Origin of the sequence: Ornithinibacillus salinisoli, from assembly GCF_042684965.1 — a bacterium.
GTDB classification, from domain to species: Bacteria; Bacillota; Bacilli; order Bacillales; family Amphibacillaceae; genus Ornithinibacillus; species Ornithinibacillus salinisoli.
In genome coordinates, this window is sequence record NZ_JBHUMI010000008.1 from 24123 (window position 1) to 49451 (window position 25329).

Below are 25329 nucleotides of genomic sequence, written 5' to 3' on the forward strand. Positions count from 1 at the left end.
AGAAATAATATATTTTAAAAAATGTAATGTATCTAATTTTAAAGCATGCTACATTCGAAATGTAGCAAACAAATATAAAAAAGAAAGGAAGTAATAAATCATGAATTTTAAAGTAGAAACAATTCCAAACTATCGTATTGCTTATATGCGACGAGTTGGTCCATATGGTCCTGCTAATATTGAAGTAATGGAGAAGTTAAAAAAATGGGCTAAAGAGAAACATCTTCTTGAATCGGCAACCCTACTTGCAATTCCACAAGATAACCCGGAGACAACACTTCCTGAAAATTGCAGATTTGATGCTTGTATTGTTATTTCAAAGGATTATCAAATGGATGATTCAATTTGCGAAAGTGAACTTTCTGGTGGGAAATACCTTATATACGAGGTCAAACATACAGCAGAAGTTATTCAAAAAGCATATGTTGATATTTTTTCTTCTCTGCAAAGTAATGGATATCAAATTGATAGCAAACCTATTATGGAAAGATACACTGGTGATATGATTTACAACCCTTATTGCGAAATATGTGTACCTGTAAAATTATGATAGATTGTTAAAGTTTTTTGTTTGCTATTTATTCACCAACAGATAGTAAAACTATAATGAGAAGAACAAGCGGCTTATCAGTAACGGTAGAGGCTTGTACTTCCTCCGCTAATCCGATAATGATAATACTGTAAGCTAAAGAATCTATGAGGGTAATAATGTATACATTGAATGCTAAATCCTTTGTTATTTTACAAGTAAAAAGGAATGCCAAATTGCATTCCTTTTTTAATGTTTATTTAATTTTTATACTCCAAAATCAAACCCTTTATACTTTGTTGATGTGTTTTGTTTATCTTAAAACCTTATCTAGGTTTTCCAGGTTTCTTTTCATTAGACTGAAATAATCTTCACCGTTTTCAATATCCTCATCCGTTAGAACCGATAAATTGTGTAACTGAATTGCTTCTGCATTTATCTCTTCTTGAATTACCTCAGCAACTTTCGGTGATACATTTTGCTCAAAAACAATATAGTTAATTTCTTTTTCCTTGGCAAGATTCACGATTTCAATTAAATCTTTTTGAGATGGTTCATCGCTTGAAGACAATCCAGCTATTGGAATTTGATGAATGCCATAGGTATCCTCCCAATATCCATAAGCGGCATGAGAAACAATCATTTCCGGATTACTCTTTGAATCTACTAATGTATGAAAATCTTGATCAAGTTTTTCTAATTCTGTCTTCAAAGATTCATAGTTTTGCTCGAATTCTTCAGCAGCTTCTGGCATCAGTTCTACAAGTGCATTTTTAATGTTTTCAGCAAGCTTAATTGAGCGATACGGATCCAACCATATATGTGGGTCAAGGTCTCCGTGGGCGTGATCATGTTCATGATCTTTATCTTCATCCGCATTATCTTCGCCATGCTCGTGGTCATGGTCTTCAGCATCAGCATTTTCTCCATGCTCATGATCGTGCTCGTGTTCATCCGCATCAGCATTTTCTCCATGCTCGTGATCGTGGTCATGATCTTCAGCATCAGCATCGTCCCCATGCTCGTGGTCGTGGCCATGATCTTCGGTTTCAGCATCATCACCATGCTCGTGGTCATGACCATCATCCTCTGTATTCTCGCTATGATCATGGGAGTGTTCTATTGTTTCAATGTCTGTAGTTGCTTCAACAATAAGAACATCTTCATTTTCTAACGCAGATGAAATTTTTTCTGCATAGGTTTCCATTCCTAAACCGTTGTATATGAACACATCACCCTTGGCGATTTCCACCATTTCTTTTGAGGTCGGCTCATATGTATGGCTATCTGATCCAGGAGGAATAATGCTTTCAACTTTTACATAACTTCCTCCGATCTTTTCTGCAAAGTCTTGTAACGGATAAAGCGTGGTATAGATAGTTAAAGCCTCTTCTACTGCAGCTTTATCTTCGTCTTGGCTGCTTTCGGTTTGGCTGGTACATGCTACTAAAAATAAAGAAAGTAATAAGATTCCAAACAAAGTTGCTAGATACTTCATGTGTATTGTTCATCTCCTTTTTATTTCATAACACAGATTATATCGTAATGATTACGTTTTGTAAATAGTAATGATTACGATTTGTGGTGAACAATATAAATATATGTATAACCATTGTTTTTATCCACAATTTTTCCTGTTCATCATTTCTTTTTGAATATCATAAACTATAAAAAGCAAACATGGAGGGATCCAACTTGAAGGAATCAAAAGAACTTACTCATGCGATCGATGAGATTACAGAGATTGCGACAGGGTTTGGATTAGACTTTTACCCGATGCGCTATGAAATCTGTCCTGCAGATATTATTTATACGTTTGGTGCTTATGGGATGCCGACACGCTTTTCCCATTGGAGTTTTGGAAAACAGTTTCATAAAATGAAGCTTCAATATGACCTTGGGTTGAGCCAAATTTACGAACTGGTTATTAATTCTGATCCTTGTTATGCGTTTTTACTGGATACTAATAGATTGATTCAAAATAAATTAATAATCGCCCATGTCCTTGCACACTGTGATTTTTTCAAAAACAACGTACGATTTTCCAATACAAGACGAGATATGGTAGAAAGCATGACTGCAACTGCTGAAAGGATTGCAAATTATGAGATGATTCATGGAAAAAGTGAAGTAGAGAGCTTTTTGGATGCTGTATTATCGATCCAGGAGCATATTGATCCGTCCATTGTAAGGCCCAAATTACCATCTTATGAGTTAGAAGAAGAGGAAGAGGTAAAAACGACTCCCAAAACCCCTTATGATGATTTGTGGAATCTGGATGAAAAAGTAGAATCCAAACGGGAACCCATTGTGAAGAAAAGAAAAAAAATACCCCCACGACCAGAAAAGGATCTACTACTTTTCATTCAAGAATACAGTCGTGAACTAGAAGATTGGCAACGAGATATTTTAACTATGATGCGTGAGGAAATGCTATATTTTTGGCCACAGTTGGAAACGAAAATCATGAACGAAGGCTGGGCAACCTATTGGCACCAACGCATCCTTCGAGAAATGGACCTAACAACAGAGGAAACCATAGAGTTTGCTAAACTAAATGCTAGTGTGGTGCAACCTTCAAAACAGCAAATTAACCCATACTATCTTGGGCTGAAAATCTTTGAAGACATCGAAGAACGATACAACAATCCTACAGATGAAATGAAGGAACAAGGAATAGAAGTTGGGGCTGGGAGAGAAAAAATTTTTGAAGTTCGAGAAATCGAGTCCGATATTTCTTTTATTCGCAACTATCTTACAAAGGACCTTGTTAAACAAGAAGACATGTACCTGTTTGAAAAACAAGGTGAATATTACCGGATTACGGATAAAGACTATGAAAATGTAAGAGACCAACTTGTGTCCATGCGTGTAAACGGCGGTTTCCCATATATCACGGTAGAGAACGGTGATTATATGCGTAATGGTGAGTTATATTTAGTGCACAGTTATGAAGGAACCGAGCTGGATCTTCATTATTTGGAGAATGTTCTACCATATATTCATCAATTATGGGGTCGTAAAGTGTATATGGAGACGGTAGTGGATGATAAAGAGGTTGTGTATTCGTATAATGGGGATAAGGTTTATCGGCGGTTGTTGTGAGCATTTTATTAAAATTAGCTATTCATTTTTTCCCATTGTTATAGATTGTTAGAATAAAAGTGTCTATATAAATAATACGTGGTGGAAATTAATCCATCACGTTTTTTCTTTAATGAATACAATCCATCAAATTCTTACTACCCATAGGAAAACTACATTATAGTGGATGTTTTTTAAGCGAGGACATGGCATGTAAAGATGAAGAACGTTTTACTGTAATATATTTTTTGAAAAGAGGAATTTTATGATAAAATTTAAAAAATATACGAAGAAGCTTTTTTAAACTAATAGGTAGTTCAAAAGCAAAACAAAGGAGGGTTAGGAATGGAGATTAAGTTAGCTGATACTCCTCGTTGGAAAATAAGTGCAATAATATGGTTTGTTTTTTCAGTAATACAGTTTTGGGGTTTTGTATTATATGATTCTATTGTTTATCTAATTGCGGGAATACTCGGTGCTATTCAAGGAATATATTTTTTAACAAGAATGACTAACCTTACTTATTTAACTTTAAAAAATGAAATACTGACTATACACCTTAGGAAGTTGCCTCTAGGTAAAAAAAGAATTATATATGGTGATATAAGTAAAGGGGAAGTAATAGGAAAAGAAATTAAATTGCACTTGAAAAATGGCAAAATTATTAAACTAAGAAATGACTGGATATCATACGATAACTTTTCCAAACTAAAAAAAGAACTAGAGGCGCATTCAATAACAATTAGTTAATAAATGCGATTCCCTGTAACTACACTATCGAGAGCAGGTTAGTTGAATAAGAAGTAGTTATCAATCGATGAAAAAGGAGTTTGGATATCCAAACTCCTTTTTATGTAGTGCTTGTTTTCTATCTACATTATTTATCACTATACAAGGAATCTATATAATCAAATATTTTATTATTATCATCTAAAACTTTGTAATTCCCATCAAATGTTTTAATATATCCTTCGGCAACAATATACCTATGTATAATGCCATAAAAGTGTATATTTAAATCGTACTCTTTACTATTCATTTCAAATCTTCCGCCATTATAGACACGTATTTCATTATTAAGTAAGGAAAAAATCTTGCTCGATATTTAATTACTATTACTTATGATTGAGGTTCAAATTGGAGATTAGACACACCAGTAATCTTTATTTTTTGCCCATCCTGTAAGTGAACTTTAATCTTTGAATCTGGGGAACTATCAATAATCTCGTATACTTTCGTGGATTCCCCTTCCTCAAATATTTGTAAATCTCCGAAGGCATAACCAGAATCAGCCATAACAGAGTAGTCTCCTTCTTCGATATCCTTCCCAACTTCCCATATGCCTGTGCTTAACTGATTAGATAGTTGTGTCGTTACCGGGGTTATGGAAGCTTCTTCTAAACCGTCAACATGAACACTATGTGAACCATTAACATCAACTGTTACACTTGCTACTCCATAAGCTTGATCCAAGATACCGTGGAATAAAAGAACGCCATGTTCATCATTAACAATGACATTTCCTGACTGGCCACCAGTAATCATATATCTACCTTCTGGAAGAATGATATCTTCACCTTCCCTGTCGATTGGAAAAAGGACAACCTCTTCTGCTCCCGAATTACTACGATCAATGGATTCGTAAATGGTATCACTAATTTCACCAATAATTTCATCTTTTTCCGTTCCAATAATTTCAGAGTTCTCTTGATACCGTAATACTTTTTCCGAGGGTTGTTGTTGACAGCCACTTAAAACGAATAAACAAGCGATAAAAATAAGTAGAACAATTCGTTTCATTTATTTCCCCTCCTAGTAATATAACAAGTCTTAACTTTCATGGTAATACTTTTCATAATGCTCTACCGTTCCAAGTGGTCCAATTGTTAGTTCTTTTCCTTTGTAAGCAAATAACCTTTCTATCCAATCTTTCTGTTCATCCAAATCCATTTGTGCTATTGGGATGCAGCATAGACGTTTTGCGATATAAAGGTGATCATCTGGTAATGAATAATTCTGGATCAACTTCTCATACTGAACCGGCGTTAATTCTATCTTTATATATTCTCTGGTAGATTCATTTAATTGTTGCTGATGTACGATATTACCATCTTTTAAATAAAGGACACGGTCTGCATATAAATCAAGATTCGCTAATAAATGAGATGCAACGAAAATTAGTTTTCCTTCTTTTTTCATTTGCATCAATTGTTTGGAAATGAGAGAAACATTGGCTACATCAAGCCCATTCATTACTTCATCCATGAGCATAATGGGTGTATCAGCTGCAACGATCATAGCAAAACACAATCTTTGTCGCATACCTAAGGAATACGTTTTAACTTTTTTCTTTACATAACTCTCCATTAGCAATTGCTTGTATATGTCTTGAACATGCTTGGATGTCCCATTCCACATATTAGCATAAAGTTTCATATGATCTACACCAGACAGTTCTTCGAATAGATCACCCTGATCAGGGAAAGTTGCAAGTTGTTTATGGATGGATAGTTCATTTCTTTCTGTTTTGTATTGAATGTTTCCATTAAATGTAACATTTCCTGAATTAGGTTTTATAAAATTTGCAATCACATTAAATAATGTTGTTTTACCTGTACCGTTTGGGGCAACCAATCCAATAATTTCTCCACCCTCAGCGGTTAAAGATAAGTTATCTAATACTACCTTGTCCTTATACTTAACAGAAACATTTTTTAATTTAAGCATTACAATCCTCATTTCTATTCAATAATTTTCAACCTTTTCTTATTTTCGAAAGGGTAAAGTATCTAGGAGGCTTTTTCCAATGTTGAGTCTTTTGGAACTCTATGATTTACGAGTTTATTGATGGTATAAATGCCACCAATCAAGAGAATCGTAATAACACCTAACGAAGCCATGGCATGCCAATAATCAATTTGACTATTTCCTAATTCAATTGCAAGGTCACCGGATAATACTTTCGTTATATCAATATATTTTATAGGATGTAATAAAGTTGTTTTAAATCCTGCCGCCATAACTAAGTCTGGCAGTAGAAAGATTCCTAGACCAATGAGTATGTTTGCAAATGCATTTTTTACTAACATGTTTAGCAAAATGGATAAAAACAATAGTAATATAGTAACTAGTGCCAATCCTATGAATATGTATAGAAGATACTGTTGAGTTGAAGCAGCGACATAATCTCCATTCTTATAAATTAAAACAGGAAAAGAGAATTCACTAGCTTCTAGACTTTTTGCTACATAGAGACTCCCAATGAAAAAACCAAGAAGTAGAAAAGTGTAAAGATAAACAAAATGAATCGAAACTTTACTTGTTACTCTTTTCATGAATGATAATGGAAATCCTTTCATTACGGTTTGGTGTCGCTGTTCATACACTAGTAATTCGTTGCCACTAATTAAGACAACAATAAGAAATAATAACCCTGTCATCATTTGCAGTGCTTTCGTGAAATAATGATTTGTCGCAAATGAATCCGATTCAATTGGTAACTGATTATCTTTGATATAATGAAGTAGGGCATCATCTTTTTGTATTTCTTCCTTTGTTGTAATAAGATGATCGGGAATTCCCTCGTTTCCTAACTCATGTACTTTTAGACGTAATTGGTTTAATTCCAGCCCATTCTCGATATACTGTTCACTGTCATCACCGTTACCTAAATACCAAACTTGAAAATTGATTAAGGATGATTGTTCTGTAAGGTAATCGTAAACCTCGGCCACTTCAGGTATATCGTGACGTAAATTATCCACGTGTTCAAAGGTGGCATGCATCTTACTTGCTTCTATTCTTTTTTGCTCAACTAATGATAGGGGTACATCCTGTTTATAGTACATAAAAAACAAAAGAAAAAAGAGAAGAAGGAATACGGCTATAAACCAGCTTTTTCGATTGCGTAATAATAACTTCGTTTCAAAGAGTGTATATTTCCAGAACATATCGACTTTCCTTTCTGTTGGTGGATATAATATATACAGAGATGTATAACTCTAACTCCTACAGCCAAGGCACTTGCGCCTTTCTTAACATGACCTCATGCTGCCTGATAAAAACGCCGCTTATTAACAATTCGAGAAACTACAAAAAGGATAATCTCCAAAATTAGTATCGTAATAAGTAAAACAAGAATACCTTTTTCATATGTTATTGATTCTAAGTGAACCAAATAGTATTTTTCACCAGAAATAACTCGTCCAAAGTCAAAATAAGTCAGTGGCAAATTACTTATATCAATACCAAAAAGTTCTGTTAATGTTCTAGAATAATAGATACGCTCTGAAAACAAAATAACTGTGCCGAACATAAGAACAAGCCAGGAATTTTTGAATAATAGACCTAAAATAGCGTTTAAACGAATAAATAGGTAAACAAGGATTGGTATTATTCCAAGAGCTAAAAGGAGAAATTTAGCTATAGATACGGTATCATACTCGCTAAATTGATAGCCGAAATGATCAGTATCTGAACTTGGTTGTGTTACTGGTACGGGAAGCTTAAAAGAACCAAAACCATTTTGTATCGATATAATGACGGTAGCTAGTAGTAATAGGACTGTTAAAATGAAAATCGTATACATAAAAGCAACCGAGGATTTTATATTGATTAATCGATACCAGCCTGTAGGAATACCTTGTAAAATTGTCCGGTGCTGTCTGTCTTTTGAAATCATGTCACTACTAAAATAAATAGCACAAAACAGAATCATAAAGGCTGTCGTTCCCATAAGGAAATTTTGTATAGTCTGTAATGCTGTCTTTTGCTCAATCATTTCATATGTAATTGGGATATTTGCATCTAAGTATCCTTGATAGCGAAGACTCCTTAAACTATGATCGCGTCCATCATCTAAAGCTGGGAATGGAGCATTCGAAATTAACATCCAATCACGGCTAATGTTCATCTCATTAAAACCGAAACCTTTCATTCGTAAATGTATAAAACGATTGAAATTCTGGTCTTCAAAGGCAGTAACTATTCTAGATTGCACTTTATAAGCATATGCGTCTTCGGCATAGGGTGACCTACCAGCCATGTCAACAAATCCTGTTGCCCCTCTAGCAATTTTCCCATCTTGAGATGCTTCAAGATTTTTAATTTCTTGCTCCATCTCCATAGAGTCAAAGGAATCTGGAGTTACTTTTGATGGAAGAACTAAAAAGCAATAACTTAAAATTATACTAATAAGTGCGATAATAAATAAATTATTTTTCTTGCTTTTGCTTATCATTTTGAATTCATGTATTATCATAGATTTATTCATCTTGAATTCCCCTTTTAGTGCAATCTTGACTTAAATTAAAAGTACATATATTTTATCTTCTAAAAAACGTGGAAAGGAATTAATTTACAGAGTATTCCATTGGCTAGAGTATATAGGAAAGTGAAAAAATTGTAAATATGTAGACAATATTGTCTTTTTAAGGGGAATTATACGAATTTAGCTTTAAATCGATGAAGGAACCGAGCTGTATCCTCATTATTTGGAGAATGGAGAATGTCCTTTCGTATCATCAATTACGGGAAGGGAATGAATTTTTTATAGCTAGATACCATTTACAAAAACTTAACTATTAGTTCTGTTGTATATATAAGCATATCATTATATAATAATGTATAAATGGAATGGGTGGTGTTAAGATATGTTAAAAACGGCAATAGAAATGGATAAAGCTACTGGTATTTTAAAGTTATTGGGGGATAAAACACGTTTAACCATGATGAAAATTCTCGATCAACATGATTGTTGTGTGTGTGAATTTGTAGAAATATTTAAAGCAAGTCAACCTTCAATCAGTCAGCACTTACGTAAACTAAGAGATCTAGGATTAGTTCAAGAAGAGCGAAGAGGTCAGTGGATTTTTTATTCGATTAATAAAACAAATGCGTATTATCCATTTATTGAACAGATTCTTACTCAACTACCTAGTCAAGATGAAAGATTAAAAGAATTGGAAGAACAAGGTACACGAATTACGTGTTGTTAAATTGGAGGTAACGGAATTGTCATCAACGGTTATTCTAGCAATATTGATCTTTTTGATCACTTTAGTTTTAGTTATTTGGCAGCCAAAAGGATTATCCATTGGATGGTCGGCATGTGGCGGAGCGATCCTAGCCTTACTTGTAGGTGTCGTAGGATTTCAGGATGTCATTGAGGTAACGGGAATTGTCTGGAATGCAACACTAGCATTTGTTGCAATTATCCTTATTTCATTAGTTTTAGATGAGATTGGCTTTTTCGAATGGGCATCCTTGCATATGGCAAGAGCTGCAAAAGGTAATGGAATAAAAATGTTTGTTTATGTAAGTATATTAGGTGCTATTGTAGCTGCTTTTTTTGCTAATGATGGTGCCGCACTAATACTTACACCAATCGTATTAGCGATGGTTCGGAACTTGAATTTTAAAGAAAAAATGGTTTTTCCTTTCATAATGGCAAGTGGATTTATCGCCGATACAACTTCTTTACCACTTGTCGTTAGTAACTTGGTAAACATCGTATCTGCAGACTTCTTTCAAATCGGGTTTGTAGAATATGCAACGCGAATGATTATACCAAACTTATTTTCACTTGTTGCAACAATAGGTGTCTTATTAGTTTATTTTAGAAAAAGTATTCCAAGGAATTATGATCTATCCCAATTGAAGATACCTGTTGAAGCAATAAAAGATAAAAAGATGTTTCAATTATCATGGTACGTTCTGGGTGTGTTATTAGTCGGGTACTTTGTCAGTGAATTCATCAATCTTCCGGTTTCAATTGTAGCTGGTATTATTGCAATTTTCTTCTTGCTAATGGCTAGAAATAGTGCGGTAGTGAATACAACCGAGGTCATTAAAGGTGCTCCATGGGCAATCGTGTTTTTCTCTATTGGAATGTATGTTGTCGTATTCGGATTACGTAATGCAGGGTTAACCGATTTATTGGCTAGTTTGATTCAATTAGCAGCGGAAGAGGGATTGTTTGTCGCAACTATCTCGATGGGATTTATTGCAGCCATACTATCTTCTATTATGAATAATATGCCTACGGTAATGATTGATGCCATCGCGATTGCTGAAACAGATACGACTGGTGTAATTCGAGAAGCTTTAATTTATGCCAACGTCATTGGCTCGGATTTAGGCCCGAAAATTACGCCGATTGGTTCCTTAGCAACTCTATTATGGCTCCATGTGTTATCTCAAAAAGGTGTGAAAATCTCTTGGGGAACATATTTTAAAACAGGAATTATTTTAACACTTCCGATCTTATTTATTACATTATTAGGACTATATTTCACGTTAACAATACTTTAAAAAGGAGAAAATCACATGACTAAAAAAACAATATATTTTTTATGCACAGGTAACTCCTGCAGAAGCCAAATGGCAGAAGGATGGGCGAAAAAACATCTTGGAGACGATTGGGAAGTGAAAAGTGCAGGAATTGAAGCACATGGGTTAAACCCAAATGCCGTGAAAGCAATGAAAGAAGTTGAAATTGATATATCGGATCAAACGTCTGACGTTATTGATCCAAATATCTTAAACAATGCAACATTAGCAGTTACACTTTGCGGTGATGCCGCGGATAAATGTCCGGTCACACCACCAAGTGTAAAGCGAGAGCACTGGGGATTTGATGATCCAGCAAAGGCAGAAGGTACAGAAGAAGAAAAATGGCAAGTATTCAGAAGTGTTCGTGATGAAATTGGTGAGCGTATAAAGCGCTTTGCGGAAACTGGTGAATAATTAAAAAGAAGAGTATGGAACAAAAAATGTTTCATACTCTTTTTATATAATTTTTCCTTCCTTATTATGTCAACAACTATGTATGATGTGGAATGTAATAATCATTCTTATTATACAATCATATTTAAGCAAACTTTGGGAAATATATACTTGAGGTGATTTGCATGGATAAAGAGGAATTGAAGCTCACATCTGCTGAAATAGGGACGTTATGGGGAGAATATGTTACAGGGACAGCTATAAATATAGTGAATAAATATATGCTATCCACAATTGAAGATGAGAAAATTAAAATGTTGTTTGAAGAAGCTATTCAAACATTTGAATCCCAAAAAAGTCAAATTAAAATATTTATTGAAAATGAAGGATTTCCTGTTCCAATTGGATTTACGGAATCTGACCTAAATGAAGGGGCGAAACGATTATTTTCAGATATTTTTTGTTTGCATTATTTACATATTATGACATTGCATGGGATGTTAGGTCATACAACATCCCTTAGTTCCTCGGTGAGGAAAGATTTAAGGGATTTTTATGACGCTTGCGATAATAGTGCAAAGAAAATGTATCATCAAACGATTGAATTATTACTAGAAAAAGGACACTTCCAAAAAGATCCTTACTTTTATCCGAAAAACAATCCAGAGTTTATTTCCGGACAACAGTTTCTTGATGGCTACTTTGGAAATCAACGACCTTTAGCAGCAACGGAAATCATTAGTCTTTCTTTTAACATGAAAAAGAAAATAATGGAAAAGACACTTGCTATTGCTTTTAGCCAAGTTGCTCAATCAAAAGAGGTAAGAAAATTTTTAAAGTCGTTACAAAAAACATCCGATAATCAAATACAAACTTTAGGGGGAATATTACACCAAGATAATTTACCGGTACCTATGTCTTGGGAATCAGAAGTTACTATATCTCAGGAATCTCCCTTTTCGGATAAGTTAATGTTGTATCATATTGGCTTTTTACTTCAATCGTCACAAGCCTATCATGGAGCAGGACTTGCATCATCCATGCGAACAGACCTTATCGTAACATACGAGCAAACCATTTTAAAAAACCTTATGGTGACGAAAGAATGGTTTAATCTTATGACAAAAAACAAATGGTTAGAACAACCACCACTTGCCCCTAATAGAAAAGATATTGCGAAGGACAAATAAATTTCACTACGCACATTTTTCATCAATGGAATCCTTCTCATGAATCAATTTGAATGTAATTTAAAATGGGCTTGAACTTACTAGTTCGAGCTCATTTTTATTTCGTATGTATCTGTACAGTTAATCAGTATTGGCATAGTTTCTGAGTTTATGAAATTTTTAAATAGGGTATCTAGTAGTATCCGAAAAATCACTTGATTGTATCGGATATTAGAATGCGCTAAAATAATATTGAAACTATAAAAAAGATTTTGAGGTGAGTTGATGGTAGATTGGATAGAACAAGTAAATTGGTCAGAGTAGATAGTCGAATGGGGAATTATTATTATAAAACTATTGGCTATTTTAATAGTATATTTCATTGTGAAATCCATCGGTAGGAGGGCTATTAAAAAGGGTTTTGAAAGAACGAATGATTTATCAGCAGGACGTACGAAAACACTTCAGTCCATAAGTGTGAATATATTTTCATACTTCCTATTATTTATTTTTCTTGGGATTGTATTTGAATTATTTAACTTTGATATTAAGGCATTATTAGCTGGGGCGGGTATTATCGGACTAGCGATTGGATTTGGAGCACAAGGTTTAGTAAATGATGTAGTAACAGGATTTTTTATTTTATTGGAAAAACAAATAGATGTGGAAGATTATGTTACTGTTGCGGGAAATGATGGAATTATAGAAGAGATAGGTTTAAGAACAACGAAATTAAGAGGTTTTGATGGGACTCTTCATTATATCCCTAATAGAGAAATTACAAGTGTAAGCAACCATTCCAGGGGAAATATGCGAGCACTTGTGGATATCGGGATTTCGTATGACGATAACATAGAACAAGCCATGGATGTCATTCAAAGTGTATGTGATCAGGTTGCAAGTCAGGAAGAAGATATTATGGAGGGGCCAGATGTTGTTGGAGTCCAAGCTTTAGGTTCATCTGATGTTGTAATACGGGTCATTGCTAAAACGAAAAATATGGAGCAATGGGCGGTTGAACGGAAACTTCGAAAAGCAATTAAGGAAGCGCTCGATCAAAATGGTATTGAAATACCTTATCCACACCAAGTATATATAACAAAAAATAATTAGCGATAGAAAACCCCGCTTTCAACAGAAAGTGGGGTTTGGTTTAGTTGTTATTTTTATTTCTAATTAATTTATTTCGATCTTTAATACCTGGTGGTTGTTCTAACCAATTGTGTTTAATCATAATATCTGCCCCAGATTTGGCAAGCTTTGCGACTTCAACAGATAACCGTTCATAGTTAGTTGCTACATCCAGTCTTTGGCTAACGGAAGCAGCAGTTGCATAGTTCCCTATTCCAGAGGACATTAAGAGAGACATATGGAACATGATTAATTTGTCAGAGAATGTTTGGGTAGTTGAACTACTCACACCAACATCAGGTAGTCTAGGAGCTTCAATTGTTTCCTTTAATAACGTATCGGTGAATAATTTAGTATGTTTCGTTGCTACTTCCTTTAATCGTAATAAATAATCTTGAACTTCTACAGATGGAGAGGTTTGAGCAAAGCCTAAACACAATTTAATTCCGATTGAATTGGTAAGTGAATTGAAAAATAAATGAGTAATCTCTATGGAATTTAATGGACGCTTCTCGTTAAATGGGTTGAGTCCACTAAGATACTTCTTACTATCAACATAATCCGTTTCTTTAGGAACCTCAATGATTGGATGTCTAATATTGATTCCTTTTGATAGTATAACTTCCGTTGCTTTATTATAGAGCATTGATGTTTCCTTTATACAATCGGAAAAATAGTTGCGTATATCAGTCCTTGTACTCATACTGAGAAATCCACTTTGTGTTAGCATTCCAATTTTCGCCATGTGACTAACGTAAGTAATACAGAATATATCAGTGAAGAGCCAAGGTGCATTTTTGTTGACGTCCTCCTCGCTGAAACCGTTCGGTATAGCAAATTCCTCCTGATGAAAAATACGAGTCAGTTTCTCTATATGAGTAGATGCGCAATCGTAAGCAAATTGAATGATAGGCTTAAGTTCTGGGTCTTTAATATCTTTTAACATAAAACTTAAAATGCACTTAGACATGCTATCATTCATATAGGTAGTCCATAATGAACTTATTTCACTTGATGTTAGGTATATACTCTTTTCTTCCATCCAAAAGCCTCCATAGTTGACATAGTATAGAAGTTAGTATGAACAGAAATAATTATTTTATGTTATTAAAACCTAAGCAGATAGCTTTTTAATATGTTCGAGTTTTGTGTTCTTCGTCAAACTTATATAAATCATGAGTATAATGCAAAAGAATAATGACATATGAAAGATGGTATGAAGTGTATTTGGGACAATACCATGCATGACAGGGAGGAAAGCGTGTGTATCCCCAAACATTTGTGAGTATCTCTCAACTCGTTCTTCTGCTCCAATACCAAATAAATACGGTAACCACCAATCCATAATAGCTCCTGCAAATATACAAGCAGGATGGATAATTAGCCATAGCTTGATCCATAAGGGGTGTTTTCTGCCAAAGTAAAAAAGTACAATCCCCATTAATAATAGAATCTGTGTAACACCAATTAAGGTAGTAAGTAATAATTCATTTGTAGATTTATCAGCTTTTACCGCTTCCACATCATTTAATGTACCTAATGGAACCCAATCATGCAGAAGTAGAAATAATAGTACGATACTGTAACAAAAAATTAATAATTTCTCGGACATTCGTATTTTTCGTTTCATAGGAACTCTCCTTTGTACGTAAAATAATCATTGTTTCTAACTGGATTTTTTTTTTACATGAATTTTAATAAAAATAGAAAATTAATTTCTTTGCTTTTTATTCGTGAAAGCAGTCATATTTACAATGAATATTGGTAATAAGCTCCATAAGAAAAATCCCCATTGACTTGTGATTATAGATAAGGTTAGAAAGAAAAGTAACACAAATAAAGAGATTAATACGTTTGCTTTTTGATACCTACTCAAAACATTTCCTCCTTCACTACTTCTTCCTACAATTTTAACAAATCCATCATAAATATTCTGTAAATTTTTATAAATATTTTCATGACATAAGCTGCTTGAATTTTATCTAAATGGATTTCTCCAAGAGGTTCGTACTAACGATAAGAAGGAGGAATTACATTGGAGCAACTTACGTATAAACAATCATGGTTTGGCAATGTAAAGGGAGACATTCTTTATTGAAATAGAAAAAATGGCTGATGCAACTGGTATTCAGCATGAGACTAAAATATTGCACGGAGATCCCGGACCGGAAATTGTTGCGTATGTAAATGATAACAACGTTGATATGGTTATCATTGGTAGCAGGGGATTGAATGTACTGCAGGAATTTGTATTAGGAAGTGTCAGCCATAAAGTTGCCAAGCGTGCGAATTGTGCGGTAATGATTGTGAAATAAAGTTGGCGGCTAATAGAAAAAGGTGGAGTACCATACGAAACGAAATATATGAAGAAAAGTCCTTCATAATGAGAATGAAGGACAGGACACGTTAGCAACATGCAACACAAAATGAATCACCATTCAATTAAAAAAGAGATTGTCATTTATCTGCATTTTAAATTTTGTATAAATTTCATACTACTTATACAACTTTTAGGGAATATTCGTTACAATAATAATTACGAAATTAAAAATTGGGGGAATTAGGTTGACGAAAATTGCACTCATTTCAGACATTCATGGCAATCAAACGGCACTAGAAGCTGTATTAGAAGATATTCACACGCGCGGCATTGAACGTATCTTTTGTTTAGGAGATCTTGTTGGAAAAGGACCACGAGGATCGGAGTGTATTGAGCTTATACAAAAGCATTGTGAAAAAGTAATTCGTGGAAATTGGGATGTTTTTATCCGGGATGAAACGGATAATGAGTTTATTAATTGGTTTCAGGAACGATTATCAGAGGATGACAACGAATACCTTGCATCTCTTCCTTTTCATATTGATGTCGAGTTAAACGGTCAGCTGGTACGTTGTATTCACGCTTCGCCTAGAAGTGTCTTTGAGCGGATTGCACCAGAATATCATCCGGAAGAAACGTGTTTGTCGATGTTTGAAAATAGTAAAGAAACAAGTTCAGGTGTTCGTAAGCCAGACATGGTTTTCTATGGAGACATCCATACGACACTCTTAAAAACCTATGAAATTGGTACACTCTGTAATGTCGGGAGTGTAGGTAATTCACTAGATTTAACGTCGGCATCTTACGCTATTTTAGATGGATCATATGCTACTAATTCCGTCCAATTTGTACGAGTGCCATATGATCGAGAAGCAGAGCTTAAGATGGCAAAGGAATTAGGATTGGCTGGTTATGAACAATATTATGGTGAAATCATGTTTGCAAAATATCGGGGTGCTAAAAAATAGGGGGATAAAATATATGGAAGCAGAAGCAATTTTAAAGATGAATAAAGATAGCTGGGAGAAATCAGCTGAACGATTTTTTGGCCGTACTGCCCTTCCAGAATATGGACCTCTAACACCAACGGAGAACCAATTACATCTCATTGGGGAAATATCAAATAAAAAAGGTACTAGATATCGGCTGTGGAAGCGGACATTCCTTGCAATACATGGGGGAAAATGGCGCGGTTGAACTATGGGGGGTGGATTTAACGACGAAACAAATTGAAACAGCCCGAGAGCTTCTAAAAAATCAACAGGCAGAAGTCACACTCATTGAGTCGGCAATGGAAGAAGATCCAGGTTTACCACAAGGTTATTTTGATATTGTCTATTCCATTTATGCCCTCGGATGGACTTTAGATTTAGAGCGCACATTATCACATATCTACAATTATTTAAAACCTGGTGGCACTTTTATTTTTAGTTGGGAACATCCAATACATGATCGGATAAATTTTGATGGGGAAGCATATGTATTCGGAAAATCCTATAATACGGAGGGTCCAGAGTTAAACGAAGCCTGGAAAAATAATGTAGTTATTTCTCATCGAAAATTAAGCACATATATCAACACGTTAATTGAAACAGGGTTTACGATAGAAAGGGTAATTGATGATGTGTCGCTTCCAGAAGGAAAAGTAGTGGAAGATTATTCGAAATGGTATTCGACGCAAAAAGCAACAGTGCTACCAGCAACGTTTATTATCAAAGCTACGAAAAAGAATTAATAGAAATCACGTATTTATTTTGCGTTTCTATATCAGATATGGGGAGCTAATAAATACATAGAAGAAGAAATTGGACTTAGGAATTACTTCCTAAGTCCATAATATGGCGTTATTTTTCATCAGAAATTGGAAAATGTAACGTTTCATCCACTTTCACTTTATAAAGTAGGTTTTCAATCTTGATATCTACAACTTTGGATGCATAGATAAAGTCTTTCTCAAGAAGAATGTTAAAACGATTACCTGAATCACTTCCACGTGGTCCAAATACTGCCGGATCCCCGTTCTCATTTACCCCCGATAATAAAAGAGGGCGATCGGTGTCAGGATCATTAATAGCCGGTACTGTTGGCCGTCGCGCATGAAGTGTCATCATCTGATCTTCGGCATGTGGTTCATATTGAATCGTTAACACAATCCCGGTTGACGCGTATGTCAGTTGTTCTAAATAGATATTTGTATCCTTTATTTCCCCAATTTTTTCGTGTGGGGTCTCTTCGTACCTAACTTTTGAATCAGATATTTTCTCGATATAATCAGAAACATCTAATGAAAATTCAAAAGATTCATTTCCTGTTAATATGATACTATCAATATTTACATCCATCTCTTTCGGTATGGTGTTAAAAGCAGGTAAAGATAGAGTGAAAGAATTGGGATCAGGATAGGATGCTATTCCTCCAAAGTTTACATTCTCGTTCTCTAGTTGGTCGGAAAATGATCCACTTAAACTATTTAATTGATATTCATCTGATGTATGGAGCGATCCATATATATAATTTTGATGGACACCAATATCTATTTGATCGAAATTTAATGTAATATACTCATTACTAATTTCTTGATCAATAGTAGTTGAAATAATTTTTTCTTTTTCCTTATCATAATCAATTGGAATCTCAACATTTGGTATTTTTATAAAATCATTAAACATATAAACCGTTAAATCCGTACTAACCAGGTGCTTAATTTCATTCAACCGCTCCAGCTCATTGTTTAATATGCTATTTGTACTTGTGTGATGATAAAAACGCCCATTATATATGACTCCTTCTAAAGGATCGCTAGTAGAATTATCCATAGGCTGTTTCGGGAAAGCCTCATCGTCAGCGCGGTTTACCCAAATATTGCTAATTGTTGGAGCAGTTGGATACCCTGTTAATGTACTAGGATCAGGTAAACTGATGCTGTAAAAAATATCCATCCCGTTAGAATTATACCAAACCTTTTCAATATGAAGGTTAGAATCATCGCTTATGGTGAATAATTTATCTACTTTTGAAGTAAGACCTAATTCTTCCGCTCGTTTTAAGCCAGGAGCTGTCTTTAGATAATATTCTTCCACCTCTTCCCAGGTATCTACCGTTACTACTCCCTCGCCAAAGTCATACTCCGCTTGTTTAACGTGATCCGCTGTTGAAAGAGGTGAAGAGTCTCCTTGTAACAGCTGTACACCAATGATTAGAACACAAATTAATAAGGCAGAAGTTACTAGTTGTGGAATCCAATGTTTTTTAACTTGCTTCGAGTGATCCATATTATTGAAAAATCGATCTTTATCCTTTCGTGTATAATGATTATCTTTACCAAGAAATTCATCGAAATCCTTTTTAGATAGCTTACTCATGGAGAAATTCCTCCTTTAACGTTACTTTCAATTTTTCCTTTGCTCGCATAATGCGGGTTTTTACGGTCGAAGGATTGACTTTTAAAAGCTCGCTGATTTCCTGGATGCTAAATTCCTTATAATATTGTAATATCAACACTTCTCGGTACTTTACTGGAAGTTTCATCATATTTTCAATGACAGTTCTCTTTTGTTCATCTACAATAAAAGATTTTTCCGGTGTATGTTCATCAGACTTTTCCAAAGCTTGGTCTTTCCAGCTAGCGAATCTATGAATAGGAGAACGTAGATAATCTTTACATTTATTGGCCGTTATTTGGTATAGCCAATTTTTAAGTGTTGAACGCTCCTGAAACGTATCTAATTTCCGATAAACCGTAATCATTACTTCTTGAAATATGTCATCTGCTTGGGTTCTGTTTTTGACATAGAAAAATATAAAACGTTTAAGACTTTCCCCATATTCCTCCATAATCCATTCAATGGCATCTTCTCTGCTTACGGAATGAATGGAGGTGGTGGGTTCTACCATTTCATTCATACATCCACCTCTTTTGAACTTGCTATTACAATCGATTGTATTATTAAAGACGATGAAGCACAAAAAAAGTCCCAAAATTTTTAAAAATTTTGGGACTACATTTTATTTTATCGAGTTTTTTCAAATAACGTAACCAGTGTATCCTTATCCATAAATGGTGCTAGGCTTACAACTACATTTGGGTCCAGCTCTTCTAAATTAGCTTTTTCAATAATGGATTTGAGTGTATCTTTACCTAGAAATGGAGCAAGTGCGATCAAGGATTGATCATCTAAATCGACTGATATTGCTAATTTCCCTAGCGTATTTTCACTCATAAATGGTGCTAATGCTGTAAGATTTTTTTTGGTCAATTGGGTAATTTCAACCTTTTCCACTAATTCATCAAGAAAAGATTGGCCCAAAAATGGAACGATAGCTACGAGTTTTTCACTAGAAAGAATCTTTTCGTCCGCATGTAGGATTAAATTGTGCAATACTTCTCTTTTTACAAAAGGAGCTAACCCAACTAATAACTCCCACCTTATATCTTCTATATTCTCTTCTTCAATTAATTTATTAATATAATCATCTAAAAATGGGGCAATGCGAGTGATATGTTTCAGACTCAGCGTTTCTTTTTGATCTTTTACTAAGTTGTACAAAGATTCGCTATGAATAAATGGTGCTATGGCTAGCGTGTGTTCCATCGTTAGACTGTCATCGTTTTTTATTTTATGGAGTAACTTGTCTAATGAATCATTATCTAAAAAAGGAGCAAGTATAGCCATGTGTTCAAACGTAAATGTCTGATCGTTAATATTATTTGTAATCTTACTAAGCGTACTCGATTTCAATACCGGAGCGATGGAAAGAAGTCCATCAACATCAGCTTCACCTTCATTTAATAAATCTGCTGCTTCCTTTGGTTCATCGTGGGCTACTTTTTGAACAACCTTACCAATATTTCTAAAATGACCATCATTTTTACCACCGTTTAGAATATCGTCGACAGAAGTATCATATAGTTCAGCAAGTGTTAAGAGGGTACCAATATCAGGAATAGAGTCACCTCTTTCCCACTTTGATACTGCTTGGTGGCTGACATTGAGTTGTTCAGCAAGCTCTACTTGTGTCAAATCCTTCTCTTTTCTTTGTTTAGAAATGTACGATCCGATTAATTGACTGTTTAACATATTGTCACTCCCTAGATTAAAAAGTAAACAGCGCGCCCTGTTCTATTCAAAGCATAGCACAGCAGTGAAAATTCGCCTATCAACCAATAGTTGAATTGGCTATGTTGCTGTTCAACTGGGAGTAGAATTTAAAGAAGCCCCTCTTGATTAGAAGGGCTACCGTAGTTATTTACGAATAAACATCTGTGTCCAATTATTACCTTGATCTTCAAAACCAACACCAATGTGTGTAAAGCCACCATTTAAAATGTTTTCCCGATGTCCTTCACTATTCATCCACGCTTGGACAACTTCTTCTGGGGAACGCTGACCAGCTGCAATATTTTCACCTGCAGAACGGTAGTCAATACCGAACTGTGCCATCATATCAAATGGTGATCCATATGTTGGGCTATTATGTGAAAAATAATCGTTTTCCTGCATATCCACTGACTTCATTCTAGCAACTCTACTTAGCTCATTATCGATTTGTAAGTCATTGAGACCGGCATTTCTTCTTTCTTGATTTGTTAATTCAACTACAGTTCGTTCAAATTCATTTAAGTTATGTCCTTGACCTTGCTGAGCATCTCCTGCTCCTGGTTCATCTGGTGTTTCCGTTCTCGGAACTTGTTGTTCTTGTGGTGGCTGATCCCCTTGCCCTTGGTTTGGTTGTTGTGGAATCGGCGGGTATTGCTGTTGGCGTTGCTGATTACCTTCGCCGGAATGCATGCCAATGTCACGGAGGTTATTACCATACCCTTGACCTTGTTGACCTGGACGTTGCGTTTGGGAATAATCCTCATCAGGTGAATTTGTACTTATACTTGAGATATTTCCATTATCACCACCGTTTTGGTCATTCGTTGCATCATTATTGGCACATGCCGTTAATACTAATCCAAAAATTATCAGCAATAATGGAATAAAAAGTTGTTTTGTTTTTTGCATATTCATAAACTCCTTTAATTTTTATCTTAGTTTTTCGTTTTGTGGAGAAAATATTTATGAAGATGTAAAAATCGGAAAGGATATCGAAGGCATGTCAGAGAAAAAATGGTAAAATAATAGTAAATAAAATCGGTAGGGGGGATCCGATGAATACGATACTAGTAGTGGATGATGATCCACATATTCGAAAGCTTATTCGCTTATATCTTGAAAATAGCATGTACGATGTCCTGGAAGCAGAAGATGGACAAGAAGCATTGGATTTGCTCGAACATCAACACGTTGATCTTGCCATTGTTGATGTGATGATGCCTAAAATAGATGGTTATGAACTTACTGAGGATATTCGATCCTTTCTTGATATTCCAATTCTGATGGTAACAGCAAAAGGGGAGTCTCAGGATAAAGTAAAAGGATTTCGTGCTGGTACAGATGATTATGTCGTAAAGCCCTTTGATCCTGTAGAGTTAACGCTACGTGTGGAGGCGTTATTAAAACGATATAATATTCGTTCTGATAAAACACTTCACTTGGGAGCTATCACTATTGACTTAGATAGGCTAATCGTTGAGTCTCCTGATAATACCGTTGTTAATTTAAAAAAGAAAGAATGTGAAGTGTTATTTGTGTTAGCAAATTCACCTGGCAAAATTTTCACTCGTAACCAACTGATTGAAAAAGTTTGGGGCTATGATTATGAAGGAGATGAGAGAACGGTGGACGTTCATATCAAACGGTTAAGGGAACAGTTATCACCGTTTCCAAAGCTTATCATTACTACAGTAAGAGGATTAGGGTACCGGTTGGAGGAAGTTGATTGATTAAAAAAAGTTTATACTTAAAGATTGTAGGTACATTTATAAGTGTTGTTTTAATTAGTATTGTTGTTTCGTATTTCATAACCCCATTTTCCTTTCAACAAGAAGATATTTTTCAAGAAGAGATTTCTAAAATCACCTCGGGAGTTGCTGATCTAGTGGAAATAACTAGACCAGAAAACATTCCGTACTTAGTGGATACGTTCGACGATATTAATTTTGATGTGTTAATTGCAGATGAATCATCAGTCTTTTATGCATCGCAAAACGCTCCCATGAATATTACGGATAGTACGATTAAAAGTATAATTAATAAATCCAATCGGGAACCTCAAATGTTAAAGCATGGTAGGGATCCGGTACGGACAGTTGGAGTACCAATTACACTAGCAGGAAAGCCATATGCTTTAATCATCCAAATTGATTATGAAGATGAATTTGATGATTTACAGCAGGGGATATTTATTTCCTTGCTATTAGTACTATTGGTAGGGAGTTTATTAATCCTATTGGCTTCTCGCTATTTAGTAAATCCCATTAGGAAATTAACGATTGCTGCGAAAAAAGTAGCTACAGGAGATTTTGCCGTTCGAGTTAAAAAGAAACGTAACAGAAATTTAGATGAAGTTGGAGAATTAATTACGAGCTTTAACCACATGGCTTCAGAATTAGAAAAGCTTGACCAGATGCGTGACGATTTCGTTAGTAATGTATCCCATGAAATTCAGTCACCATTAACATCAATTAAAGGATTTACCAAAGCATTAAGAGATGATGTCATACCAATCGAAAACCAAAAAGAATATTTAGATATTATTCATCAGGAGATAGAAAGGTTATCAAGGCTCAGTGACAATTTACTACGAATTGCATCACTTGATTCAGAGCATCACCCATATAACCCATCATCTTATCGTTTGGATGAACAATTGCGAAATTCTGTTCTTACTACAGAGCCACAATGGCAAAGGAAAAAATTACAAATCATATTAGAGGTTGAGCCAGTAGAGATATATGCAGATGAGGATTTGATGGAACATGTTTGGTTAAATCTTATAACGAATGCGATCCGTTATACCCCGGAGTCCGGGGAGATTAACATTTCTCTGAATATTACAGAGGACGAAATAAAAGTACTTGTTAAAGATAACGGCATTGGGATTCCACAAGAAGCGATTCCCAACCTTTTCGGCAGGTTTTATAAGGTGGATCAATCTAGAAATCGGTCTGTAGAAGGAAATGGCCTCGGATTATCTATAGTTAAAAAAATCCTATCTATTCATAACTTCAATATTCGGGTTGATAGTAAGGAAGGTATTGGTTCTACTTTTACGGTCATCATTCCAACGCAAACCAAGTGATAGGAACTGCTGGGAAAAAAGTGTTTTAGGCAAAGAAAAATCTAAACTGATTCAAAATTCAATTAGAATTTGAATTAGTTTGGATTTTTCTCTTGGAGTGATTTCGTAACGCAGTAACTTTGAATCTTCTCTCCCGCTCTTATTCAATCGAGAGCTACAAAGCAGTTCCAGCACAAGTGCGACATCTGTTCAAGCTCCTTTAGGTCGCTTTTGCGGTGACTACTTTGTCGTGGCAAGGTATCAGCTTTTTGTGCTTGAACACTGGTTGAAGAAACAGTTGGATAACAAGCCTTGGTGTAGTCCATTATTTGACTTGACTTATGTTTAGGAGACGGGTGAATAGGAGGGAATATTCGGACATGGGGAATATTAAAAATTAAATCTACTTCTCTTTCTTTTTCTTTATTAATTTGTAACCTCCAAATATCCCTCCACCCATAATTGAAGCCAGTACTAATATATAAATAATTACATTAAGCATCATCGTTCCGGTATCAATGGGTTGTATCATTTTTAGATCACCTCTCTTTTTAAAATAAAGAAATAGTGCCCTATATTTCTTCAAAATAAAATCTACTTCTCAATCACTCCACTAGATAAAGGTGTACCACTGGGTCATAATCATAACAATAATTCTTTAGCACTTGATCCCCATCGAATAGAAATTTGGGCTTTCGCATTATTAAGCCAACTATAGTACAAATTTCAACTATATATAATGAAGCAAAGTCTGTTGATTCATAAGTAATTTTGTCTGTTTTATTAATATCTTATTACTTTTAATACGTTCTCAGATACCTCATTATTACCTCTTTTTTTGTATTTATATTAAAGATATATGGTTTTGGTACTTTTTTCAAATATTTTAATCTTGCAAAAATAATCATTCTGCTTTTTCTTCATAAGAATAGTTAATTTGGAAAATATTCATTCACTGTGTCCGATAATTATACTTACATCAGTTCGGACCACAGAAACCTGTGTCCCTATAGAAAGAAAAATAGTGGGCAGAATCATCAGTGATGACTTTACCCACTAAATCTTAGCGTGTTTTTTAGTTCATATTCAGTTCATATTTGTTTTGTATACTGAATTTACACCACCACTCTAGTCTTTTTATAAAGCTAGTTTAAATTTCTGAAAAGAAGTGCAACCAATCGTATGTATGAAACGTATATGTATAT

At 34.7% G+C, this 25329-nt stretch carries 25 protein-coding genes and 2 pseudogenes; 13 read left to right on the forward strand and 14 right to left on the reverse strand.

Annotated features, from left to right (window positions below):
- Window positions 1-100 precede the first annotated feature (100 nt).
- Complete coding sequence (locus tag ACFSTA_RS03710; RefSeq protein WP_377555204.1) at window positions 101-550, forward strand: AraC family transcriptional regulator; 450 nt, start codon at window positions 101-103, stop codon at window positions 548-550.
- Window positions 551-578: 28 nt separating this feature from the next.
- Here ACFSTA_RS03710 and ACFSTA_RS03715 read toward each other — a convergent pair whose 3' ends face one another.
- Together ACFSTA_RS03715 and ACFSTA_RS03720 are read right to left on the reverse strand one after the other, a co-directional pair.
- Entirely contained in the window at window positions 579-764 is a 186-nt protein-coding gene (locus ACFSTA_RS03715) for a hypothetical protein (protein WP_377555205.1), read from the reverse strand.
- Between the two features lie 78 nt (window positions 765-842).
- Window positions 843-2027, reverse strand: a complete 1185-nt coding sequence (locus ACFSTA_RS03720) for a metal ABC transporter solute-binding protein, Zn/Mn family (RefSeq protein ID WP_377555206.1) — start codon at window positions 2025-2027, stop codon at window positions 843-845.
- 197 nt (window positions 2028-2224) lie between these two features.
- Between ACFSTA_RS03720 and ACFSTA_RS03725 the strand changes: the two genes are divergently transcribed.
- Window positions 2225-3634 carry a SpoVR family protein gene (locus ACFSTA_RS03725; RefSeq protein ID WP_377555207.1) on the forward strand — a complete coding sequence of 470 codons (1410 nt, stop codon included), beginning with the start codon at window positions 2225-2227 and terminating at the stop codon, window positions 3632-3634.
- A gap of 324 nt (window positions 3635-3958) precedes the next feature.
- On the forward strand, window positions 3959-4363 hold the full coding sequence (locus ACFSTA_RS03730) for a hypothetical protein (protein ID WP_377555208.1): 405 nt from the start codon (window positions 3959-3961) through the stop codon (window positions 4361-4363).
- 369 nt (window positions 4364-4732) lie between these two features.
- Here the strand turns inward: ACFSTA_RS03730 and ACFSTA_RS03735 are convergent, their stop codons facing one another.
- The 4 genes from ACFSTA_RS03735 to ACFSTA_RS03750 all read right to left on the reverse strand — a co-directional run bounded on the left by ACFSTA_RS03735 (window position 4733) and on the right by ACFSTA_RS03750 (window position 8885).
- Entirely contained in the window at window positions 4733-5413 is a 681-nt protein-coding gene (locus ACFSTA_RS03735; RefSeq protein WP_377555209.1) for a hypothetical protein, read from the reverse strand.
- A gap of 30 nt (window positions 5414-5443) precedes the next feature.
- Window positions 5444-6340, reverse strand: a complete 897-nt coding sequence (locus ACFSTA_RS03740) for an ABC transporter ATP-binding protein (RefSeq protein ID WP_377555210.1) — start codon at window positions 6338-6340, stop codon at window positions 5444-5446.
- A gap of 62 nt (window positions 6341-6402) precedes the next feature.
- Complete coding sequence (locus tag ACFSTA_RS03745; RefSeq protein WP_377555211.1) at window positions 6403-7563, reverse strand: hypothetical protein; 1161 nt, start codon at window positions 7561-7563, stop codon at window positions 6403-6405.
- Between the two features lie 95 nt (window positions 7564-7658).
- Window positions 7659-8885 carry a hypothetical protein gene (locus ACFSTA_RS03750; protein ID WP_377555212.1) on the reverse strand — a complete coding sequence of 409 codons (1227 nt, stop codon included), beginning with the start codon at window positions 8883-8885 and terminating at the stop codon, window positions 7659-7661.
- Window positions 8886-9264: 379 nt separating this feature from the next.
- Between ACFSTA_RS03750 and ACFSTA_RS03755 the strand changes: the two genes are divergently transcribed.
- The 5 genes from ACFSTA_RS03755 to ACFSTA_RS03775 all read left to right on the forward strand — a co-directional run bounded on the left by ACFSTA_RS03755 (window position 9265) and on the right by ACFSTA_RS03775 (window position 13620).
- Window positions 9265-9609: an ArsR/SmtB family transcription factor gene (locus tag ACFSTA_RS03755; RefSeq protein WP_377555213.1), complete on the forward strand. Its 345-nt coding sequence runs from the start codon at window positions 9265-9267 to the stop codon at window positions 9607-9609.
- Between the two features lie 16 nt (window positions 9610-9625).
- Window positions 9626-10924 (forward strand): arsenic transporter, encoded by a 1299-nt coding sequence (locus ACFSTA_RS03760; protein ID WP_377555214.1) that lies wholly within the window; start codon window positions 9626-9628, stop codon window positions 10922-10924.
- A gap of 15 nt (window positions 10925-10939) precedes the next feature.
- Window positions 10940-11359: an arsenate reductase (thioredoxin) gene (arsC, locus tag ACFSTA_RS03765; protein ID WP_377555215.1), complete on the forward strand. Its 420-nt coding sequence runs from the start codon at window positions 10940-10942 to the stop codon at window positions 11357-11359.
- A gap of 164 nt (window positions 11360-11523) precedes the next feature.
- A complete protein-coding gene (locus ACFSTA_RS03770; protein ID WP_377555216.1) occupies window positions 11524-12528 on the forward strand; it encodes a DUF3231 family protein in 1005 nt (334 codons plus the stop codon).
- Window positions 12529-12891: 363 nt separating this feature from the next.
- Window positions 12892-13620, forward strand: a complete 729-nt coding sequence (locus ACFSTA_RS03775) for a mechanosensitive ion channel family protein (protein ID WP_377555217.1) — start codon at window positions 12892-12894, stop codon at window positions 13618-13620.
- Window positions 13621-13660: 40 nt separating this feature from the next.
- Here the strand turns inward: ACFSTA_RS03775 and ACFSTA_RS03780 are convergent, their stop codons facing one another.
- The 3 genes from ACFSTA_RS03780 to ACFSTA_RS03790 all read right to left on the reverse strand — a co-directional run bounded on the left by ACFSTA_RS03780 (window position 13661) and on the right by ACFSTA_RS03790 (window position 15514).
- Window positions 13661-14680 (reverse strand): DUF3231 family protein, encoded by a 1020-nt coding sequence (locus ACFSTA_RS03780; protein WP_377555218.1) that lies wholly within the window; start codon window positions 14678-14680, stop codon window positions 13661-13663.
- Window positions 14681-14752: 72 nt separating this feature from the next.
- The gene (locus ACFSTA_RS03785) at window positions 14753-15268 is read right to left on the reverse strand and encodes a hypothetical protein (RefSeq protein ID WP_377555219.1); all 516 of its coding nucleotides are present in this window, start codon (window positions 15266-15268) and stop codon (window positions 14753-14755) included.
- A gap of 81 nt (window positions 15269-15349) precedes the next feature.
- Window positions 15350-15514 carry a hypothetical protein gene (locus ACFSTA_RS03790; RefSeq protein WP_377555220.1) on the reverse strand — a complete coding sequence of 55 codons (165 nt, stop codon included), beginning with the start codon at window positions 15512-15514 and terminating at the stop codon, window positions 15350-15352.
- Window positions 15515-15737: 223 nt separating this feature from the next.
- Here ACFSTA_RS03790 and ACFSTA_RS03795 point away from each other — a divergent pair.
- The 3 genes and pseudogenes from ACFSTA_RS03795 to ACFSTA_RS03805 all read left to right on the forward strand — a co-directional run.
- Window positions 15738-15953 (forward strand): annotated as a pseudogene (locus ACFSTA_RS03795) (universal stress protein); the annotation flags it as partial.
- A 250-nt stretch (window positions 15954-16203) separates the two neighbouring features.
- The gene (locus tag ACFSTA_RS03800; protein WP_377555221.1) at window positions 16204-16926 is read left to right on the forward strand and encodes a metallophosphoesterase family protein; all 723 of its coding nucleotides are present in this window, start codon (window positions 16204-16206) and stop codon (window positions 16924-16926) included.
- 13 nt (window positions 16927-16939) lie between these two features.
- Window positions 16940-17693: pseudogene (locus ACFSTA_RS03805) on the forward strand (class I SAM-dependent methyltransferase).
- A gap of 109 nt (window positions 17694-17802) precedes the next feature.
- Here the strand turns inward: ACFSTA_RS03805 and ACFSTA_RS03810 are convergent.
- The 4 genes from ACFSTA_RS03810 to ACFSTA_RS03825 form a co-directional block, all read right to left on the reverse strand.
- Window positions 17803-19320 (reverse strand): hypothetical protein, encoded by a 1518-nt coding sequence (locus ACFSTA_RS03810; protein WP_377555222.1) that lies wholly within the window; start codon window positions 19318-19320, stop codon window positions 17803-17805.
- Window positions 19313-19861 (reverse strand): sigma-70 family RNA polymerase sigma factor, encoded by a 549-nt coding sequence (locus ACFSTA_RS03815; RefSeq protein WP_377555223.1) that lies wholly within the window; start codon window positions 19859-19861, stop codon window positions 19313-19315. Before ACFSTA_RS03815 ends, ACFSTA_RS03810 begins: the two co-directional genes overlap by 8 nt.
- A gap of 107 nt (window positions 19862-19968) precedes the next feature.
- Window positions 19969-21036: a helix-turn-helix domain-containing protein gene (locus ACFSTA_RS03820; protein WP_377555224.1), complete on the reverse strand. Its 1068-nt coding sequence runs from the start codon at window positions 21034-21036 to the stop codon at window positions 19969-19971.
- Window positions 21037-21201: 165 nt separating this feature from the next.
- Window positions 21202-21966: a CAP domain-containing protein gene (locus ACFSTA_RS03825; protein WP_377555225.1), complete on the reverse strand. Its 765-nt coding sequence runs from the start codon at window positions 21964-21966 to the stop codon at window positions 21202-21204.
- A 146-nt stretch (window positions 21967-22112) separates the two neighbouring features.
- Between ACFSTA_RS03825 and ACFSTA_RS03830 the strand changes: the two genes are divergently transcribed.
- Window positions 22113-22787, forward strand: coding sequence for a response regulator transcription factor (locus tag ACFSTA_RS03830; protein ID WP_377555226.1), 675 nt, complete (start codon window positions 22113-22115; stop codon window positions 22785-22787).
- The gene (locus ACFSTA_RS03835) at window positions 22784-24145 is read left to right on the forward strand and encodes a sensor histidine kinase (protein WP_377555227.1); all 1362 of its coding nucleotides are present in this window, start codon (window positions 22784-22786) and stop codon (window positions 24143-24145) included. Before ACFSTA_RS03830 ends, ACFSTA_RS03835 begins: the two co-directional genes overlap by 4 nt.
- 382 nt (window positions 24146-24527) lie before the next feature.
- On the opposite strand, the gene ACFSTA_RS03840 is transcribed toward ACFSTA_RS03835, so the two are convergent.
- Entirely contained in the window at window positions 24528-24656 is a 129-nt protein-coding gene (locus ACFSTA_RS03840; protein ID WP_377555228.1) for a hypothetical protein, read from the reverse strand.
- Window positions 24657-25329: the final 673 nt, after the last annotated feature.

Excerpts from the sequence above, each read along its gene's own strand:
- ACFSTA_RS03710 (WP_377555204.1), top strand. The coding sequence starts at position 101 with ATGAATTTTAAAGTAGAAACAATTCCAAACTATCGTATTGCTTATATG.
- ACFSTA_RS03720 (WP_377555206.1), bottom strand. The coding sequence starts at position 2,027 with ATGAAGTATCTAGCAACTTTGTTTGGAATCTTATTACTTTCTTTATTT.
- ACFSTA_RS03730 (WP_377555208.1), top strand. The coding sequence starts at position 3,959 with ATGGAGATTAAGTTAGCTGATACTCCTCGTTGGAAAATAAGTGCAATA.
- ACFSTA_RS03735 (WP_377555209.1), bottom strand. The coding sequence starts at position 5,413 with ATGAAACGAATTGTTCTACTTATTTTTATCGCTTGTTTATTCGTTTTA.
- ACFSTA_RS03740 (WP_377555210.1), bottom strand. The coding sequence starts at position 6,340 with ATGCTTAAATTAAAAAATGTTTCTGTTAAGTATAAGGACAAGGTAGTA.
- ACFSTA_RS03745 (WP_377555211.1), bottom strand. The coding sequence starts at position 7,563 with ATGTTCTGGAAATATACACTCTTTGAAACGAAGTTATTATTACGCAAT.
- ACFSTA_RS03750 (WP_377555212.1), bottom strand. The coding sequence starts at position 8,885 with ATGAATAAATCTATGATAATACATGAATTCAAAATGATAAGCAAAAGC.
- ACFSTA_RS03755 (WP_377555213.1), top strand. The coding sequence starts at position 9,265 with ATGTTAAAAACGGCAATAGAAATGGATAAAGCTACTGGTATTTTAAAG.
- arsC (WP_377555215.1), top strand. The coding sequence starts at position 10,940 with ATGACTAAAAAAACAATATATTTTTTATGCACAGGTAACTCCTGCAGA.
- ACFSTA_RS03770 (WP_377555216.1), top strand. The coding sequence starts at position 11,524 with ATGGATAAAGAGGAATTGAAGCTCACATCTGCTGAAATAGGGACGTTA.
- ACFSTA_RS03780 (WP_377555218.1), bottom strand. The coding sequence starts at position 14,680 with ATGGAAGAAAAGAGTATATACCTAACATCAAGTGAAATAAGTTCATTA.
- ACFSTA_RS03785 (WP_377555219.1), bottom strand. The coding sequence starts at position 15,268 with ATGAAACGAAAAATACGAATGTCCGAGAAATTATTAATTTTTTGTTAC.
- ACFSTA_RS03810 (WP_377555222.1), bottom strand. The coding sequence starts at position 19,320 with ATGAGTAAGCTATCTAAAAAGGATTTCGATGAATTTCTTGGTAAAGAT.
- ACFSTA_RS03815 (WP_377555223.1), bottom strand. The coding sequence starts at position 19,861 with ATGAATGAAATGGTAGAACCCACCACCTCCATTCATTCCGTAAGCAGA.
- ACFSTA_RS03820 (WP_377555224.1), bottom strand. The coding sequence starts at position 21,036 with ATGTTAAACAGTCAATTAATCGGATCGTACATTTCTAAACAAAGAAAA.
- ACFSTA_RS03825 (WP_377555225.1), bottom strand. The coding sequence starts at position 21,966 with ATGCAAAAAACAAAACAACTTTTTATTCCATTATTGCTGATAATTTTT.
- ACFSTA_RS03830 (WP_377555226.1), top strand. The coding sequence starts at position 22,113 with ATGAATACGATACTAGTAGTGGATGATGATCCACATATTCGAAAGCTT.
- ACFSTA_RS03840 (WP_377555228.1), bottom strand. The coding sequence starts at position 24,656 with ATGATACAACCCATTGATACCGGAACGATGATGCTTAATGTAATTATT.